14 protein-coding genes are annotated in these 17,624 nt (G+C 66.2%); 5 read left to right on the plus strand and 9 right to left on the minus strand.

Features of this window, described 5'->3' with window-relative positions:
- The first annotated feature begins 5 nt into the window (after positions 1 to 5).
- Positions 6 to 932, plus strand: coding sequence for a lipoyl synthase (gene lipA, locus AWC27_RS20035; RefSeq protein WP_085672088.1), 927 nt, complete (start codon positions 6 to 8; stop codon positions 930 to 932).
- 5 nt (positions 933 to 937) lie between these two features.
- Complete coding sequence (locus AWC27_RS20040) at positions 938 to 1,690, plus strand: DUF4191 domain-containing protein (protein ID WP_085672089.1); 753 nt, start codon at positions 938 to 940, stop codon at positions 1,688 to 1,690.
- Positions 1,691 to 1,698: 8 nt separating this feature from the next.
- On the opposite strand, the gene AWC27_RS20045 is transcribed toward AWC27_RS20040, so the two are convergent.
- The gene (locus AWC27_RS20045; protein ID WP_085672123.1) at positions 1,699 to 2,121 is read right to left on the minus strand and encodes an RDD family protein; all 423 of its coding nucleotides are present in this window, start codon (positions 2,119 to 2,121) and stop codon (positions 1,699 to 1,701) included.
- Between the two features lie 196 nt (positions 2,122 to 2,317).
- Between AWC27_RS20045 and glnA (AWC27_RS20050) the strand changes: the two genes are divergently transcribed.
- Positions 2,318 to 3,754 carry a type I glutamate--ammonia ligase gene (glnA, locus tag AWC27_RS20050; RefSeq protein WP_083113519.1) on the plus strand — a complete coding sequence of 479 codons (1,437 nt, stop codon included), beginning with the start codon at positions 2,318 to 2,320 and terminating at the stop codon, positions 3,752 to 3,754.
- A 112-nt stretch (positions 3,755 to 3,866) separates the two neighbouring features.
- Here the strand turns inward: glnA (AWC27_RS20050) and AWC27_RS20055 are convergent, their stop codons facing one another.
- The 7 genes from AWC27_RS20055 to AWC27_RS20085 form a co-directional block, all read right to left on the minus strand.
- Positions 3,867 to 4,727: a TIGR03619 family F420-dependent LLM class oxidoreductase gene (locus AWC27_RS20055; RefSeq protein WP_085672090.1), complete on the minus strand. Its 861-nt coding sequence runs from the start codon at positions 4,725 to 4,727 to the stop codon at positions 3,867 to 3,869.
- A complete protein-coding gene (locus tag AWC27_RS20060; RefSeq protein ID WP_085672091.1) occupies positions 4,724 to 5,356 on the minus strand; it encodes a PaaI family thioesterase in 633 nt (210 codons plus the stop codon). The genes AWC27_RS20055 and AWC27_RS20060 overlap by 4 nt, the downstream gene beginning before the upstream one ends.
- Positions 5,357 to 5,367: 11 nt before the next feature.
- A complete protein-coding gene (locus AWC27_RS20065) occupies positions 5,368 to 8,352 on the minus strand; it encodes a bifunctional [glutamine synthetase] adenylyltransferase/[glutamine synthetase]-adenylyl-L-tyrosine phosphorylase (RefSeq protein ID WP_085672092.1) in 2,985 nt (994 codons plus the stop codon).
- 55 nt (positions 8,353 to 8,407) lie between these two features.
- On the minus strand, positions 8,408 to 9,748 hold the full coding sequence (gene glnA, locus AWC27_RS20070; RefSeq protein ID WP_085672093.1) for a type I glutamate--ammonia ligase: 1,341 nt from the start codon (positions 9,746 to 9,748) through the stop codon (positions 8,408 to 8,410).
- Positions 9,749 to 9,843: 95 nt separating this feature from the next.
- Entirely contained in the window at positions 9,844 to 11,394 is a 1,551-nt protein-coding gene (locus AWC27_RS20075; protein WP_085672094.1) for an alpha/beta hydrolase, read from the minus strand.
- A 101-nt stretch (positions 11,395 to 11,495) separates the two neighbouring features.
- Complete coding sequence (locus tag AWC27_RS20080) at positions 11,496 to 13,052, minus strand: alpha/beta hydrolase (protein ID WP_085672095.1); 1,557 nt, start codon at positions 13,050 to 13,052, stop codon at positions 11,496 to 11,498.
- A 48-nt stretch (positions 13,053 to 13,100) separates the two neighbouring features.
- The gene (locus AWC27_RS20085) at positions 13,101 to 14,492 is read right to left on the minus strand and encodes a WS/DGAT/MGAT family O-acyltransferase (RefSeq protein ID WP_085672096.1); all 1,392 of its coding nucleotides are present in this window, start codon (positions 14,490 to 14,492) and stop codon (positions 13,101 to 13,103) included.
- Positions 14,493 to 14,640: 148 nt separating this feature from the next.
- Here AWC27_RS20085 and panB point away from each other — a divergent pair, with 148 nt between their 5' ends.
- Positions 14,641 to 15,495, plus strand: a complete 855-nt coding sequence (panB, locus tag AWC27_RS20090) for a 3-methyl-2-oxobutanoate hydroxymethyltransferase (protein ID WP_085672124.1) — start codon at positions 14,641 to 14,643, stop codon at positions 15,493 to 15,495.
- 2 nt (positions 15,496 to 15,497) lie between these two features.
- Here the strand turns inward: panB and AWC27_RS20095 are convergent, their stop codons facing one another.
- Entirely contained in the window at positions 15,498 to 15,791 is a 294-nt protein-coding gene (locus AWC27_RS20095; protein ID WP_245847335.1) for a heme-binding protein, read from the minus strand.
- A gap of 208 nt (positions 15,792 to 15,999) precedes the next feature.
- Here AWC27_RS20095 and AWC27_RS20100 point away from each other — a divergent pair, with 208 nt between their 5' ends.
- Positions 16,000 to 17,514: a CYTH and CHAD domain-containing protein gene (locus AWC27_RS20100; protein ID WP_085672126.1), complete on the plus strand. Its 1,515-nt coding sequence runs from the start codon at positions 16,000 to 16,002 to the stop codon at positions 17,512 to 17,514.
- Positions 17,515 to 17,624 lie beyond the last annotated feature (110 nt).

Raw genomic sequence — 17,624 nt, forward strand, 5'->3', positions numbered from 1 at the left:
TCCTCGTGACTGTCGCACCCGAAGGACGCAAACTGCTGCGCCTCGAAGTGCGCAACGCTGCCACCCCGATCGAGCGCAAACCGCCGTGGATCAAGACGCGGGTGCGGATGGGACCCGAATACACCGAGCTCAAGAGCCTGGTCCGCCGCGAGGGCTTGCACACGGTCTGCGAAGAGGCCGGTTGCCCCAACATCTTCGAATGCTGGGAGGACCGGGAGGCGACCTTCCTGATCGGCGGCGACCAATGCACTCGCCGGTGCGATTTCTGCCAGATCGACACGGGCAAGCCCGCTGAACTGGATCGCGACGAGCCGCGGCGGGTCGCCGAGAGCGTGCAGACGATGGGACTGCGCTACGCCACCGTCACCGGCGTCGCCCGCGACGATTTGCCCGACGGCGGAGCCTGGCTCTATGCGGAAACCGTGCGCGCCATCAAAGCGCTCAACCCCCAGACCGGCGTCGAACTGCTGATCCCCGATTTCCGCGGCGAGCCCAGCCTGCTGCAGGAGGTCTTCGAAGCCCGTCCAGAAGTGTTGGCGCACAACGTCGAAACCGTGCCGCGCATCTTCAAGAGAGTCCGGCCCGCGTTCAGCTATCAGCGCAGCCTGGACGTGATCACCGCGGCGCGCGCGTCCGGTCTGGTCTCCAAGAGCAACCTCATCCTCGGTCTGGGTGAAACCCCCGAGGAAGTGCGCACCGCGCTGGCCGACCTGCACAAGGCCGGCTGCGACATCGTCACCATCACCCAATACCTGCGGCCATCGGCACGCCACCATCCGGTTGAGCGCTGGGTCCGGCCCGAGGAGTTCGTCGAGCACGCGCAGTACGCCGAAGGTCTGGGCTTCGCCGGAGTTCTGGCCGGCCCGCTGGTGCGATCGTCTTACCGGGCCGGACGGCTTTACCAGCAGGCTCGCACCCGTACGTATTCTTGAAAACTATGGCGAAACCCCGTAATGCCGCCGAGAACAAAGCCGCCAAGCAGCAGGCAAAGGCTGCCAGCAAGGCCGCCGCTCGGCAGCGCCGCAGTCAGCTGTGGCAGGCCTTCAACATCCAGCGCAAGGAGGACAAGCGGCTGCTGCCGTACATGATCGGCGCCTTCGTGCTGATCGTGGGCGTGTCGGTGGGCGTCGGGGTGTGGTCGGGCGGGTTGACCATGATCACGATGATCCCGCTGGGCGTGCTCCTTGGTGCGCTGGTGGCGTTCATCATCTTCGGCCGCCGGGCCCAGAAATCGGTCTACAGCAAAGCCGAAGGCCAAACCGGCGCGGCCGCCTGGGCGCTCGATAACATGCGCGGCAAGTGGCGGGTGGCCCCCGGGGTGGCAGCCACCGGCCACTTCGACGCCGTGCATCGGGTGATCGGCCGGCCCGGCGTCATCTTTGTCGCCGAGGGCTCGGCGGCCCGGGTCAAACCGCTGCTGGCCCAGGAGAAGAAGCGCACCGCGCGCCTGGTCGGCGACGTGCCGATCTACGACATCATCGTCGGCAACGGCGACGGCGAGGTTCCGCTGGCCAAGCTGGAACGCCATCTGACGCGCCTACCGGCCAACATCAGCGTCAAGCAGATCGACACCCTGGAGTCGCGACTCGGTGCGCTCGGTTCACGTACCGGCGCCGGAGTCATGCCGAAGGGCCCGATGCCCACCAACGCCAAGATGCGCGGCGTCCAGCGCACTGTGCGCCGCAAGTAACCCGCTTCTCAGCGCCTAACCACCGCCGTGCCGGTAATGCGGTCCTGCAGGCCCCGCCCGTCGGCATCGGTGAAAAGCGGCGGCACCACCAGGGCAATCAACAGCCCTCGGGCCACCAGCCGGCCGATCCCCACCGGAAGCCGCCCGTCCACCGACGCCACTGTCAGACCTAGCGCCAACTGGCCCGGCGTGAAACCGAACAGGCGCACCGATACCGCACCCAGCACCAGCCAGATGACCAGCACCGCGGTCGACAAGGTCGCCTGGGAGCCGGCGCCTACCGCTAAACCCAGCGCGGCCAGGCCATAGGCGATCAGCCAGTCGATCAGTAACGCGACCAATCGGCGGCCCGTCGGAGCCAGTGAACCCGGTCCCGTTCGCGGCAGGCCGAGCGTTTCGCCGGGGTATCCGGGAGGCGATTCCGCTGTCATCGGCACAGCCCGCGCAGCCGCCATAGCGCACCAGATACGATCTCGTCGGCCATGGCTTCACAATAGGGCCCCGGGGCCACCCGGATTTCTCTTGTGGGCGTCGTGGTCACGTAACGTCTGCGCAACACGGGGTTGACTGACGGGCAACAACCGCTCCCTAGCGTCGGCCGCGAATCACCAAGTAAAGGAGCACTCTGTGACGGATAAGACGCCCGACGACGTCTTCAAACTCGCCAAGGACGAGAACGTCGAATTTGTCGACGTCCGGTTCTGTGACCTGCCCGGCACCATGCAGCACTTCACGATCCCGATTTCGTTCTTCGACGAGAGCGTATTCGAAGACGGCTTGGCCTTTGACGGCTCGTCGATTCGCGGGTTCCAGTCGATCCACGAGTCCGACATGTTGCTGCTTCCCGACCCGGTGACCGCAAAGATCGACCCGTTCCGTGCCGCCAAGACGCTGAACCTCAACTTCTTCGTGCATGACCCGTTCACGCTCGAGCCGTACTCGCGTGATCCGCGCAACGTGGCTCGCAAGGCGGAGAACTACTTGGTCAGCACCGGCATCGCCGACACCGCGTACTTCGGCGCCGAGGCCGAGTTCTACATCTTCGACTCGGTGAGCTTTGACTCGCGCACCAACGGCTCGTTCTACGAGGTGGACGCGATCTCTGGGTGGTGGAACACCGGCTCGCCGACCGAGGAAGACGGCAGCCCCAACCGCGGATACAAGGTGCGCCCCAAGGGCGGCTACTTCCCGGTGGCCCCGGTCGACCACTACGTCGACCTGCGCGACACCATGCTGACCAACCTGATCAACGCCGGCTTCAGCCTGGAGAAGGGCCACCACGAGGTGGGCACCGGCGGTCAGGCCGAGATCAACTACAAGTTCAATACGCTGCTGCACGCCGCTGACGACATGCAGCTGTACAAGTACATCGTCAAGAACACCGCGTGGCAGGCCGGCAAGACCGTGACGTTCATGCCCAAGCCGCTGTTCGGCGACAACGGCTCGGGTATGCACACCCACCAGTCGCTGTGGAAGGACGGCAGCCCGCTGATGTACGACGAGACGGGCTACGCCGGTCTGTCGGACACCGCGCGCCACTACATCGGCGGCCTGCTGCACCACGCGCCGTCCTTGCTGGCGTTCACCAACCCGACGGTGAACTCCTACAAGCGACTGGTACCTGGCTACGAGGCGCCGATCAACCTGGTGTACAGCCAGCGCAACCGCTCGGCGTGTGTGCGTATCCCGATCACCGGCAGCAACCCGAAGGCCAAGCGGCTGGAGTTCCGTTGCCCTGACTCGTCGGGCAACCCGTACCTGGCGTTCTCGGCGATGCTGATGGCCGGCCTGGACGGCATCCGGAACAAGATCGAGCCGCAGGCACCGGTGGACAAGGACCTCTACGAGCTGCCGCCGGAGGAGGCTGCGAATATTCCGCAGGCTCCCACCCAGCTGGCCGCGGTGATCGACCGGCTCGAGGCCGACCACGAATACCTCACCGAGGGCGGCGTTTTCACGTCCGACCTGATCGAGACGTGGATCAGCTTCAAGCGCGAGAACGAGATCGAGCCGGTCAACATCCGGCCGCACCCGTACGAGTTCGCGCTGTACTACGACGTTTAAGTCACCGAATACAGACAACCCGCCTGGCGCACGCGCCAGGCGGGTTGTTTCTTTCCGAGCTTCCCCGTCGCGCAGAGATAACCAGCGAGCCCGCGGCGTGTTGTGTACGCCACTACGCGTCGAGCGCGAGGTCTTTGCGGAAGCGCGCCATGCCGTCGATCTTCTCGGCCAAGGTGGCTTCCGGCCCGGCGTAGAACATCCACGGCATGGTGATGATGCCGGTGATGCCGGCATCCTCGGCCCGCCGATAGTCGGCCACCGTGAAGGCGTCAGTCAAAGGCGTCAGAATCGTGAAATCGTCTAGCGATAGACCGTTTTCACTGCGAAGCTCCCGCAGCCGCCCTACCGCTTCGATGGCGCGATCGGTCTTGATCAAATCCCCGATCCAGCCGTCATGACGGGCGGCGCGGCGCAACGCGACCTCACTAAGCCCACCTACGTAGACCGGTATCGGCGGCGGGGTCGGCTGCATCTCGAGCCGCGGTGTCTGGTAAAACTCGCCGTCGAATTCGCTCCAGCCCGCAGACCACAGCTCCCGCATCAAGGCGAGCATTTCGTCGGTGCGCTTGCCACGGGCCTCGAATTGCTCGCCCATCAACGCGAACTCCTCGCGGCACCAGCCGACGCCGATGCCCAGCTCCACCCGGCCCGACGCCAGAACTGCCGCGGTACCAATGGCTTTGGCCGCCGAATATGGATTGCGCATCGCGGGAATGTAGACCGTGGTGACGAACCGCAGCCGGGATGTGACTTGGGCGAGCGCCCCGACGAGAACCCAAGGATCGGGCCAGTCGGTGAAGGGCTGCCACCGCCGTTGCCCGTCTTTGGTGTACGGATACGGGGTGTCCAGCGCCTCCAGATTGACGACGTGGTCCGGGATCCCGATGCCGTCGTAGCCGAGTTCGTCTGCGGCCTTGGCTATTTCGATGATCTCGACGGTGTCGAGGAAGGCGCTGCTGACGTAGAACTTCATTCGGCATCACGGGCCCATGCGGGCTTGATGAAAACCCCTTCGGCTTCCACAGTCACCCCGGAATCGTCCGAAATGAAGCCGCGCGCAAAGGCTTTCACGCCCTCCACGCGGTCAATCCAGGCTTCGGAGCGCAGCGGTCCCAGTGGAGTACCGCGCAGATACTTCAACGTGATGGTTCCGGTGTACAGCGGTTTGGTCATGCCCTGGCTGGCCGCCTCGCCGAGCATGTGGTCGAGGACCAGGGCAGAGACACCGCCGTGCACCAGACTGGGCGGACCCTCGTAGGCCGATCCCAGCACGAACTCACTCCAGCACCGCCCGCCGCCCTCGTGCTGAACGACCAGCGGCGGTGCAACCGGATTGCACAGACCGATCGCCGCGTTGCCCAGTGGCAACGGACGGCCGTCGACGACATAGCTCATTCGAAAGGGCCGGGTCCGTTGACGCAGGGACCGGGTCACCGCCTCTATTGCGCTGCGCGCTTCGTCGATCACCTCGTCCTCGGCCAGGGTCCAGATGGTGGCGTCGATGAGCTCCCGGACAGCGTCGGCCAGCGGGGCATACACGGCGGTCACCCGCTCCAGCTCGTCGTCGTTCAGGACCTCAAACGTGGCGTCCAACCCGACCATCCTCTCCGATTTCAAGTCCCGAACACCTTGCGCACCACCGCTTTTGCCCGCCGGGTGACCCGCAGATAGTTGTCCAGGAATTCACCGCCGTCATCGTTTGGCCAGCCCGCCGCGACCGCGACCGCGTTGAGCTGGCGCCCGGGCCCGGGCAGCTGGTCGGTGGGTCGGCCGCGCACCAGCACCAGCGCGTTGCGGGCTCGGGTGGCGGTCAGCCAGGCCTGGCGCAGCAGCTCCACCTCGTCCTCGGGCACCAGGCCGGCGGCGGCGATCGCATCCAGAGACTGCAGCGTCGATGTGTTGTGCAGAGCCGGGATCTCATGCGCGTAGCGCAACTGCATGAGCTGCACGGTCCATTCAATGTCCGCCAGGCCGCCACGACCCAGCTTGGTGTGCGTGTTGGGGTCGGCGCCACGCGGCAACCGCTCGGACTCGACACGTGCCTTGATACGGCGAATCTCGCGCACCGCCTCGGCCGACACGCCGCCCGGCGGGTAGCGCGTCTTGTCGGCCAGCAGCAGGAACCGCTGCCCCAGCTCCGCGTCGCCGGCGACCGCATGCGCACGCAGCAGCGCCTGGATCTCCCAGGGCTGCGCCCAATTCTCGTAATAGGCCGCATACGAAGCCAGAGTGCGCACCAGCGGACCGTTGCGCCCCTCCGGACGCAGATTGGCGTCCACCTCCAGCGGCGGGTCGACGCTGGGTGTTCCCAACTGCGCTCGAACCTGCTCGGCGATCGATGTCGACCACTTCACCGCCTGCGAGTCATCCACGCCGGCGGCCGGCTCGCAGACGAACATCACGTCGGCGTCCGACCCGTAGCCCAGCTCGGCGCCACCCAGCCGGCCCATGCCGATGACCGAAATAGCCGCCGGTGCCCGGCCGTCTGCGGGAAGGTTGTTCCGGATCACCGCATCCAGGGCAGCTTGCAGTACCGCCACCCACACCGAGGTGAGCGCGCGGCAGACGTCGGTGACCTCGAGCAGTCCCAGCAAATCCGCCGAACCGATGCGCGCCAGTTCTCGACGGCGCAGCGTGCGCGCGGCTGCGATCGCGCGATCTGCCTCGGGGTGACGGCCGGCCGAGGCGATCAGCGCTCTGGCCACCGCCTCGGGTTCGGTCTCGAGCAACTTCGGTCCCGACGGCCCGTCGCCGTATATCTGGATTACCTCCGGTGCGCGCATCAACAAGTCCGGCACATACGCGGAGGTACCGAGCACGTGCATGAGCCGCCTGGCTACCGCCGGCCGGTCGCGCAGGGTCGCCAGGTACCAGCTCTGAGTGGCCAGGCTTTCGCTGAGTCGCCGGTAGGCCAGCAGCCCGCCGTCGGGATCCGGCGCATATGACATCCAGTCCAGCAACCTGGGCAGCAGCACCGACTGCACCCGCCCGCGCCGTCCGCTCTGATTGACCAGCGCCGACATGTGTTTCAGCGCGGTCTGCGGACCCACGTAGCCCAAGGCAGCCAGCTGGCGTTCGGCGGCCTCCGACGTCATGCCATGGGCGATCTCCAGACCGGCGGCCCCGACCGATTCCAACAGCGGCTGATAGAAGAGCTTGGCGTGCAGCCGGGACACCCGCACGTTCTGGTGCTTGAGTTCCTCCCGCAACACCCCGGCCGCGTCGTGGCGGCCGTCGGGCCGGATGTGGGCGGCACGCGCCAGCCACCGCACCGCCTCTTCGTCGTCCGGCTCGGGCAGCAGGTGTGTGCGTTTGAGCCGTTGCAGCTGCAGCCGGTGCTCGAGCAGCCGGAGGAACTCGTAGGAGGCGGTCAGGTTCGCCGCGTCCTCGCGTCCGATGTACCCGCCTTCGCTCAACGCCGCCATCGCGTCCACCGTCGACGCCACGTGCAGGGACTCGTCGCGCCGGCCGTGTACCAGCTGCAGCAGCTGCACGGCGAACTCGACATCGCGCAGCCCGCCACTACCGAGTTTGAGTTCCCGGCCGCGAACCTCGGCGGGCACCAACTGCTCGACGCGGCGCCGCATCGCCTGCACCTCGACCACGAAATCTTCCCGCTCGCATGCCGTCCAGACCATCGGCATGAGCGCCGCCACGTAGCGCTCACCGAGTTCCGGGTCACCGGCCGCCGGGCGGGCTTTCAGCAACGCCTGGAACTCCCAGGTCTTTGCCCAGCGCTGGTAGTAGGCGACGTGTGATTCCAGCGTGCGGACGAGCTCGCCACTGCGGCCTTCCGGGCGCAGCGCGGCATCCACCTCGAAGAACGCGGTCGAGGCCACCCGCATCATCTCACCGGCGACACGGATGCTCTGTGCGTCTGCGCGCTCGGCAACGAAGATCACGTCGACGTCGCTGACGTAATTCAGTTCTCGCGCACCGCATTTGCCCATCGCGATGACGGCTAGACGCGGCCGTGCACGGTCCCCACACACGGTGTCTTCGGCCACCCGCAGCGCCGCCATCAGGGCGGCGTCCGCGGTGTCGGCCAGCTGCGCGGCGACTGTGGTGAACGGCAGCACCGGCTCGTCCTCGACCGTCGCGGCCAGGTCGAGTGCGGCCAGCACCAGCAGGTGGTCGCGGTAGCGGGCGCGCAACCGGTGCAGCAGCGAGTTCGGCTCCTCCGCCGATTCCTCGATACAGTCGGTGAACGACTGGCGCAGCTGATCGCCGCTGGGCAGATTCACCTTGCCGCGCAACAACTTCCACGACTGCGGGTTGGCCACCAGGTGGTCCCCCAACGCCAGCGATGCACCCAGCACGGCGAACAGCCGTCCGCGCAGACTGCGTTCGCTGAGTAGGGCCGCGTTCAGCTCGTCCCATCCGGTGTCCGGGTTCTCGGCCAGCCGGACCATGGCGCGCAGCGCGGCATCGGCATCGGCGGCCCGCGACAGCGACCACAGCAGGTCGATATGGGCTTGGTCGTCGCGCTCGGTCCAGCCCAGTTGCGCCAGCCGGGCTTCGGCCTGGGCATCGACCAAGCCAAGCCGCCCGACGCTGGGCAACTTCGGTCGCTGCGTCGCCGGTTTGGTCACGACCATGACGGTAGCGCACGGCGTCGCTGCCCCTCCAAAATGGAATGCGGGCTGCGACCGGCTACAGCGACAGGTAAGTGCTCAGCTCGTAGGGCGTGACGTGGCTGCGGTAGTTGGCCCACTCGGTGCGCTTGTTACGCAAGAAGAAATCAAAAACGTGCTCCCCCAACGCCTCCGCGACGAGTTCGGAAGCTTCCATGGCGCGCAGCGCACTGTCCAGGCTGGACGGCAGCTCCCGGTAACCCATGGCGCGGCGTTCCTCGGGGGTCAGATCCCAGACGTTGTCCTCGGCCTGCGGCCCCAGCACGTACCCCTTCTCCACGCCGCGCAGACCGGCCGCCAATAAGACGGCAAACGTCAAGTACGGGTTGCACGCCGAGTCGGGACTGCGTACCTCGATCCGCCGCGACGAGGTCTTGTGCGGCGTGTACATCGGCACCCGTACCAAGGCGGACCGGTTGGCCGCCCCCCACGACGCCGCGGTGGGCGCCTCGCCGCCCTGCACCAGCCGCTTGTAGGAGTTGACCCATTGGTTGGTGACCGCGCTTATCTCCGATGCGTGCTCGAGGATCCCAGCAATGAAGGACTTGCCGACTTCGGACAGCTGCAGCGGATCGTCGTCGCTGTGGAAGGCGTTGACGTCGCCCTCGAACAGGCTCATGTGGGTGTGCATCGCCGAGCCCGGGTGCTGCCCGAACGGCTTGGGCATGAACGACGCCCGCGCACCCTCCTCGAGTGCGACCTCCTTGATGACGTAACGGAACGTCATCACGTTGTCGGCCATCGACAGCGCGTCGGCGAAGCGCAGGTCGATCTCCTGCTGGCCGGGCGCGCCCTCGTGGTGGCTGAACTCCACCGAGATGCCCATGAACTCCAGCGCATCGATCGCGTGCCGGCGAAAGTTCGAGGCCGAGTCGTGCACGGCTTGGTCGAAGTAGCCGGCGTTGTCCACCGGAACGGGCACCGAGCCGTCGTCCGGTCCGGACTTCAACAAAAAGAACTCGATTTCTGGATGCACGTAGCAGGAGAAACCGAGCTCGTTGGCCTTGGTGAGCTGGCGCCGCAGCACATGACGCGGGTCCGCCCAGGAGGGCGAGCCGTCCGGCATGGTGATGTCGCAGAACATCCGCGCCGAGTGATGGTGGCCGGAAGCGGTGGCCCAGGGCAACACCTGGAAGGTCGACGGATCCGGGTGTGCCACGGTGTCGGATTCGGACACCCGCGCAAAGCCCTCGATCGACGATCCGTCGAAGCCGATGCCCTCCTCGAACGCGCCTTCGAGCTCCGCGGGTGCGATCGCAACCGACTTGAGGTAACCGAGCACGTCTGTGAACCAGAGCCGGACGAAGCGGATGTCCCGTTCTTCCAGGGTGCGGAGGACGAATTCCTTCTGTCGGTCCATACCCGAACAGTAGGCACGTTGTGTTAATTCGGTGTTACGGGCGCCCGGTCAGACGCGTTGCAAGCTGCTAGGACACCGGATTTGCGTTCCGCGTGTCAGCACCGCACGTTGGCCGCAGGCGGCGTCAGGTCGAGGAAGTAGCGCACCGCAGCGGTGTCCACACACTGGTTGCCGTTGAACACCACGGTGTGCTGTGTCCCGTCGAAGGTGATCAGCGGGGCGCCCAGCTGGCGGGCCAGGTCCACGCCGGCCTGATAGGGGGTGGCGGGGTCGTGGGTGGTGGAGACCACGACAACCTTGCCCGGCGCCGCCGGTGTCGCGGGGTGCGGCGTGGAGGTGGCCGGCACCGGCCACATCGCGCACAGATCGCGCGGGGCCGCGCCGGTGAACTGACCGTAGGACAGGAACGGAGCCACCTCACGAATCTTGCGGTCGGCCGCGACCCAGGGCGCCGGATCGGTTGGCGTCGGCGCGTCGACGCAACGGATCGCGTTGAAGGCGTCCTGGTCGTTGTCATAGTGTCCCTGGCGGTCCCGACCCTGGTAATCGTCGGCGAGCAGCAGCAGGTCGCCGGCGTTGGTGCCGCGCTGCAATCCGACCAGTCCGCTGGTCAGGTACTTCCAATGACTCGGGGTGTACAGAGCGTTGATGGTGCCGGTGGTTGCGTCGGCGTAGCTGAGGCCGCGCGGATCAGACGTCTTGCCCGGCTTGGCGACCAGCGGGTCGACCAGAGCGTGGTACCGGGCGACCCACTGAGCCGGGTCGGTGCCCAGCGGGCAGGCCGCCGACTTGGCGCAGTCCGCGGCGTAGTCGTTGAAAACCGTTTGGAATCCTGCCATCTGGTTGATGGTTTCATCGATCGGCCCGACGGTCGGGTCGATGGCGCCGTCGAGGACCATCGACCGCACGTGCGCACTGAACCGCTCGATGTAGGCCGTACCCAGCTCGGTGCCGTAGCTGTAGCCGAGGTAGTTGAGCTGCTCGTCGCCCAGCGCCTGGCGGACCATGTCCATATCGCGGGCGGTAGACGCGGTGCCGACGTTGGCCAGGAACTCCTGGCCGATCCGGTCGACGCAATGCTGGGCCAATTCCTGGTAGACCTGCTCGATGTGGGCCACCCCGGCCGGGCTGTAGTCGACCATCGGGTCGCGCCGGTAGGCGTCGAATTCGGCATCGGTGCGACACCGCAACGTCGGCGTCGAGTGGCCGACGCCTCTGGGGTCGAAGCCCACCAGATCGAAGTTGCGGGCGATTTCGGTGTCCTTGAGCTCGGGTGCCATCCCGGCCACCATGTCGACCGCGGACGCCCCCGGGCCGCCCGGATTGACGAACAGCGACCCGATCCGCTGGCCCGTCGCCGGGATGCGGATCACCGCCAGCTTGGCCTGTGCCCCACCGGGTTTGTCGTAGTTGACCGGAACCGACACCGTCGCGCACTGAGCGGTGGGAATATCGGCGACGTCATCAACGAAGCTGCGGCAGGAGCCCCAATTCTGTTGCGGCACCGCGACTGGGGCCGCTGGACTCTGCGTCTGACCGGTGTCGGCTTCCGGAGTCGCGCCGGCCGACGGCAGTCCCCCCGATTGCCCAGCGAGCGTCAGACCAACTGACAGCAGCGCCGAGCTCAACGTTCTCAGGCGCCACATGGCCGTTGATCTTGTCACCCGTCAGTACCGCGTGGAGGCGCGAAACGGTCACGCCTTGATCTCATCTCGCTCTCGCCGAGCGTGTTGACGCGCCCGGCGAACTAACAGGTGGCGCCGGCGGGCGGCGTGGTGCCGTTGATCAGATAAGCCGTCGCGTAGTCGTCGACACAGCTTTCGCCCTGGAACACCACCGTGTGCTGGGTTCCATTGAAGGTCAACAAGGAGCCGTGCAGCTGGTTGGCCAGATCCACCCCGGCCTGATAAGGCGTGGCCGGGTCGTGAGTCGTGGACACGACGACGGTCGGAGCCAGACCCGGCGCCGAGACCACATGCGGCTTGCTGGTCGGCGGCACCGGCCAGAAGGCGCAGGACCCCAGCGGAGCATCACCGGTGAACTTGCCGTAACTCATGAACGGCGCCACCTCGCGCGATCGGCGGTCCTCGTCGATGATCTTCGCGCGGTCGGTAATCGGTGGCTGGTCAACACAATTGATCGCCACCCGCGCGTCGGTGGAGTTGTTGTAATGGCCCTTCGAGTCGCGGCGCATATACATGTCGGCCAAGGCCAGCATCGTGTCGCCGCGATGGTCGACCAGCTCGGACAGGCCGTCGGTCAAGTGGTGCCACAGGCTCGGTGAGTACAGCGCCATGATGGTGCCCACGATGGCGTCGCTATAGCTCAGCCCGCGCGGGTCATTGGTTTTGGCCGGCCGGCTCACCCACAGGTTGTTGGGGTCGACCAGCGGGTCGACCAGGCTGTGGTAGACCTCGACGGCTTTGGCCGGGTCGGTGCCCAACGGGCAGCTGGAATCCTTGGCGCATTCGGCGGCATAGTCGTTGAACGCGTCCTGAAAACCCTTGGCCTGACGCAGATCTGCCTCGATGGGATCGGCGTTGGGATCCACAGCGCCGTCGAGAATCATTGCCCGCACCCGCTTCGGGAAGGCCTCGGCATAGGCCGAGCCGATCCGGGTGCCGTACGAGTAGCCCAGGTAGGTCAGCTTCTCGTCGCCCAACGCCGCGCGGATGGTGTCCATGTCCTTTGCGACATTGACGGTGCCGACGTTGGCCAAGAAGTTCTTGCCCATCTTGTCTACACAGCGCTGCACGAATTGCTTGGTCTCGTCTTCGATGCGCGCCACACCCGCAGGGCTGTAGTCGACCTGCGGTTCGGCGCGCAACCGGTCGTTATCAGCGTCGGAATTACACCAGATCGCCGGCCGCGAGGCCGCCACTCCGCGCGGGTCGAACCCGACCAGGTCAAAACGCTCGTGGACCTTTCTGGGCAGTGTCTGGAAAACGCCCAACGCGGCCTCGATGCCCGATTCCCCGGGGCCGCCCGGATTGATCACCAAAGAGCCGATCTTGTCGCCGGTCGCCGGAAAGCGAATGAGCGCCAGCGTCGCCACATCCGCATCGGGATGCGCGTAGTCGACGGGCACGGCGAGTTTGCCGCACAGTGCGCCGCCGGGGATCTTCACTCCCGGATTCGAGGAGCGGCACAACGTCCATTCGATCGGCTGGCCCAGCCTCGGCTCGGCCATGCGGGCCCGGCCGCCGACCACGCGGATGCAGCCCGCGGAAACCATCGCGACGGCCGCGATCGCGGTCCAGATCAGCAGCGTGCGCGCGAATGTGTCGCGGCGAGTCAGGCACATGGCAACCTATGGTGCCAGAGAAGGCCCAAGATGCTGGTGAGCGGCCGATTAGTGGCTTGCCGCCAGCAGTTCTTCCATTCCGACGGCGAACTCGTCAGCCATCTCCCACAGGTCGGGCAGCAGGTCAGGGCATGAGATGAGCCCGACATCGAGCTTGCCGTTCAGCGACATCACGGTGATGTTGAGTCCCGAGCCGTGAAAGATCGGCCCCAGTGGATACATCGCCTTGACCTCGCAACCCAGCATGTACAGCGGAATCTGCGGCCCCGGCACATTGGAGACCACCAGATTGTGCACCGGCAGGCTCTCGGTTAACCGGGTGCTGGCATAGAACCGCATCGCGATCCCGAAAACGGCCGGGGCGGCGAACTGCGTCCAGTCCTGCAACAGAGTGGCCCCGATGGCCGAACTGTGTTGCTTGGCAACCGAATTCGCTTCAGCGATTGTCTTTAGCCGCTGTATCGGGTCGGCGATCTGGGTATGCAGGCTGGCGAACATCGCCGAAACCTGATTGCGGCCGGGGCGATCGGACTTGCCGTGCACCGACACCGGGACCGAGGCCACCAGCGACGTGTCGGGCAGGGAATTCCGCTCGGCCAGGTATTGCCGCAGCACCCCCGAGACCAGCGCCATCACCACGTCGTTGACCTTGACGCCGAACTGGTCCTTCACCGTCTTGACGTCCGCGAGGTCCAGTTGGGCATAGGCGATGTTGCGACGGCCGCTGACGCTGGCGTTGAAAACGGTTCGCGGCGCGGCGAACGGGCGTGCCATGGTCAGGCCGTCACGGGCCCGCAGCACCGTGGCGACCACGGAGTTCACCGTCTCGGGCAATACATTGGCCAGCTGCAGCGGCCGGGTGGCGAACCTGAGCAGGCCGCCCGCGGCGATCTGCCAGCCACTGCCAGCGCCGACGCCGTCGACGGGCTCCGGCGCCGGCGCGTCGGGTTCGGTGGTGCACAGCTGCGACAGGAGGTTCGCGCCGGTCACCCCGTCGACCCCGGCGTGATGCACCTTGGTCATCACCCCGATGCGGCCCTTGTGATGGCAATCGGTGCCGGCGACGCCCTCGATGACCCACATCTCCCACAGCGGCCGCCTGCGATCCAGCGGCAGCGAGGCGATGTGGCCGCAGATCTCCGACATCTCCGCTCGCCCGCCGGGCGTCGGCAGCCCGATGCGGTGCAGATGGCGGTCGAGTTCGAAGTTCTCGTCGTCGACCCAGACCGGATGGTCCAGGTTCAACGGGCTGTTGGCAATCTTTTCCCGAAACTCGGGCATCGCTTTGACGCGCAGCGACATTGCATCGCGCAGCCGGTCAAAGGTGTAGCCACCGGGCATGGTCGAGGTATCCAGCTCCATGATCGAGCAAACATGCATCGGCTGGGAGGAGGTTTCCAGGTACAGGAAGCTGGCGTCGAGGCCACTGAGCCGTTGCATCCGCAGATGGTATGCCCCCGTGGCACACCCCACGGTGCATTTGTATCGACAAGATGGCAGACTGTTGGGGTCAGACGAACCCGGGGACCCTGTCCAGGCGAAAACCTGAGGGCCACGAGGATCGACCCGACCACCACTAGGGACAATGATGTCTGAACAGCATGTCTATGGGGCTAATCCCATCAGCGCTGGAAACAGTTCGGCGCCGCGCACCAAGGTGCGCACCCACCACTTGCAGAAATGGAAGGCCGAAGGCCATAAGTGGGCCATGCTCACGGCCTACGACTATTCGACGGCCCAAATCTTCGACGACGCCGGCATCCCGGTGCTGTTGATCGGCGACTCGGCCGCCAACGTCGTGTACGGCTACGACACCACCGTACCGATCTCGATTGACGAATTGATCCCGTTGGTGCGCGGCGTTGCGCGCGGCGCCCCGCACGCGCTGGTCGTCGCCGATCTGCCCTTCGGCAGCTACGAGGCCGGACCCCAGGCGGCTCTGGCCTCGGCCACCCGCTTCATGAAGGAAGGCGGCGCACATGCCGTCAAGCTGGAGGGCGGCGAGCGGGTAGCCGAACAGATCGCGTGTCTGACCGCGGCGGGCATTCCGGTGATGGCTCATATCGGCTTCACCCCGCAAAGCGTCAACACTCTGGGTGGTTTCAAGGTGCAGGGCCGCGGCGACGCCGCCGAACAGACGGTTGCCGACGCGATCGCCGTCGCCGAAGCCGGCGCGTTCGCCGTCGTGATGGAAATGGTGCCGGCCGAGTTGGCCACCCAGATCACCGGCAAGCTGACCATCCCGACGATCGGGATCGGCGCGGGTCCCCACTGCGACGGCCAGGTCCTGGTCTGGCAGGACATGACCGGAATGAGCGGGCGCAAGACCGCGCGCTTCGTCAAGCAGTTCGCCGACGTCGGAGCTGAATTACGCCGCGCTGCAACACAATACGCAGCCGAGGTGGCCGCCGGGACGTTCCCGGCCGACGAGCACTGCTTCTAGCTCTATTGCCCGCACCGGGCACGGAAATCCATCAGTGGTTGCCGGATGCCCTGCAGATCTGAGTGGGTCTGCGGGTTGGCATCCATGTATTGCTGCAGCTGGTCGCGGATGTTGTCGCGGGGCTGACCCTTCAAGCTGGTGAAGTAATCGTTCACGTCCGGATGGGCGAACAGGTAAGCCGAGGTCGCTGCGGCAACGCCGGCCGACACTCCGGCCAGGTCCGCGGCGGTGCAGTTCGGTGGCGGCGGCACCGGATCCTCATCCGCCCAGGCCAGCCCAGTGGCCCCGAAAAGCATTGCGCCACTTACCGCGCCGCCAATCAGGGCACGACCGAAGAACAACATGCACAGCTCCTTCATCAGATATCCAAAAGCCGTCACCACAGCGGTATCCCGCACCGGACACGATAAGCGGATAGGTGACGGACGCGTAACCCTGATATGGCACTCTATGGAGGCCTATCACCATCATGACCGCGGCGGCGCGGTCTCACCGGAGACGAAAATGCCTGCAAAAGCGCCAAAGGCGGCGCGCCATCTGGAGGTCGAGCGCAAGTTCGACGTTGTCGAATCGACCGTGTCACCCTCGTTCGAGGGCATCGCCGCGGTAGCGCGCGTCGAGAAATCACCGACTCAATCGCTAGACGCGGTGTACTTCGACACCGCGACGCAGGACCTGTCGCGCAACCGGATCACGCTACGGCGGCGCACCGGCGGGGCCGACGCGGGTTGGCACCTGAAGTTGCCGGCAGGACCCGACGCGCGTACCGAGATCCACGCCCCGATCACCGGCCCCGGGGACGACGTGCCTGCCGAGCTGCTGGATGTGGTGCTGGCGATCGTGCGCGATCGCCCGATTGAGCCGGTTGCGCGAATCACCACCGAACGCCAGAGCCAGGTGCTCTACAGCATCGACGGCACTGCCCTGGCGGAGTTCAGCAACGACCGGGTCACCGCTTGGCGGGCAGCTCACGGCGCGCCCAGTGCGGAAGGAGCCGACGAGGGCCCGGCCGAACAGCAATGGCGTGAATGGGAACTCGAGCTGGTCGCCGCGAATGGCAGCGCTGACCACGAGCTGTTGAACCGACTGAGCAACCGGCTCCTCGACGCCGGCGCAGCCCCGGCCGGACACGGCTCGAAACTCGCACATGTCATGGGGACGACATCCCCGGCACCGCGTGCGCCGGCGGCGGACCCGGTACATCGGGCGGTGGCCCAGCAGGTCGAGGAGTTGCTGGTGTGGGATCGCGCCGTGCGCGCCGACGTCTTCGACGCGGTCCACCAGATGCGGGTTATTACCCGCAAGATCCGCAGCCTGCTCAAGGACTCGCAGGATTCGTTCGGATTGGCCGACGGAGCGTGGGTCATCGACGAGCTACGTGAGCTCGCCGCGGTATTGGGTCTAGCGCGCGATGCCGAGGTGCTTGGCGAGCGCTACCAGCGCGAATTGGACCGGCTGGCACCGGACCTGGTGCGCGGGCCGGTTCGGGAACGTTTGGTCGCCGGAGCCCAGCGCCGCTATCAAGCCGGCCTGCGGCGCTCCTTGATCGCCATGCGGTCGAAGCGGTACTTCCGGCTGCTCGACGCCCTCGATTCACTGGTGGCCGAAGAGCCGGTCACCGTTGTCGGCCAAGACCGGGCACCGCTGACGATTGACGCGGCCTACCGGCGCGTCCGCAAGGCCGCCCGGGCAGCTGCCGCCGAGAACGACGCCGACGAGGCGCTGCACCGAATCCGCAAGCGCGCGAAAAGCCTGCGCTACACCGCCTCGGCCACCGGCGCCAACGAGGTTTCCCAGCAGGCCAAGGCCATCCAGACGTTGCTCGGTGACCATCAGGACAGCGTGGTCAGCCGCCAACACCTGATCCACCAGGTCGAGGCAGCCCACGCCGCGGGCGAGGACACCTTCACCTACGGTCTGCTGTATCAGCAGGAGGCCGACCTCGCCGAGCAGTGCCATGCACAGCTCGACGCCGCGCTGCGCAAGCTCGACAAATCGGTGCGCCGAGCGCGGCGCTGACGGTCCTCAGCCAATCTCAGTCACATTGGTCACAGTGGCACCGGCGAGGCTTTCCAGGATCGAACTGCAAACGCGATACCGCATGCGATATCGCCTTTCGGATCGCAACA

Source organism: Mycobacterium szulgai (genome assembly GCF_002116635.1).
Classification (GTDB): domain Bacteria; phylum Actinomycetota; class Actinomycetes; order Mycobacteriales; family Mycobacteriaceae; genus Mycobacterium; species Mycobacterium szulgai.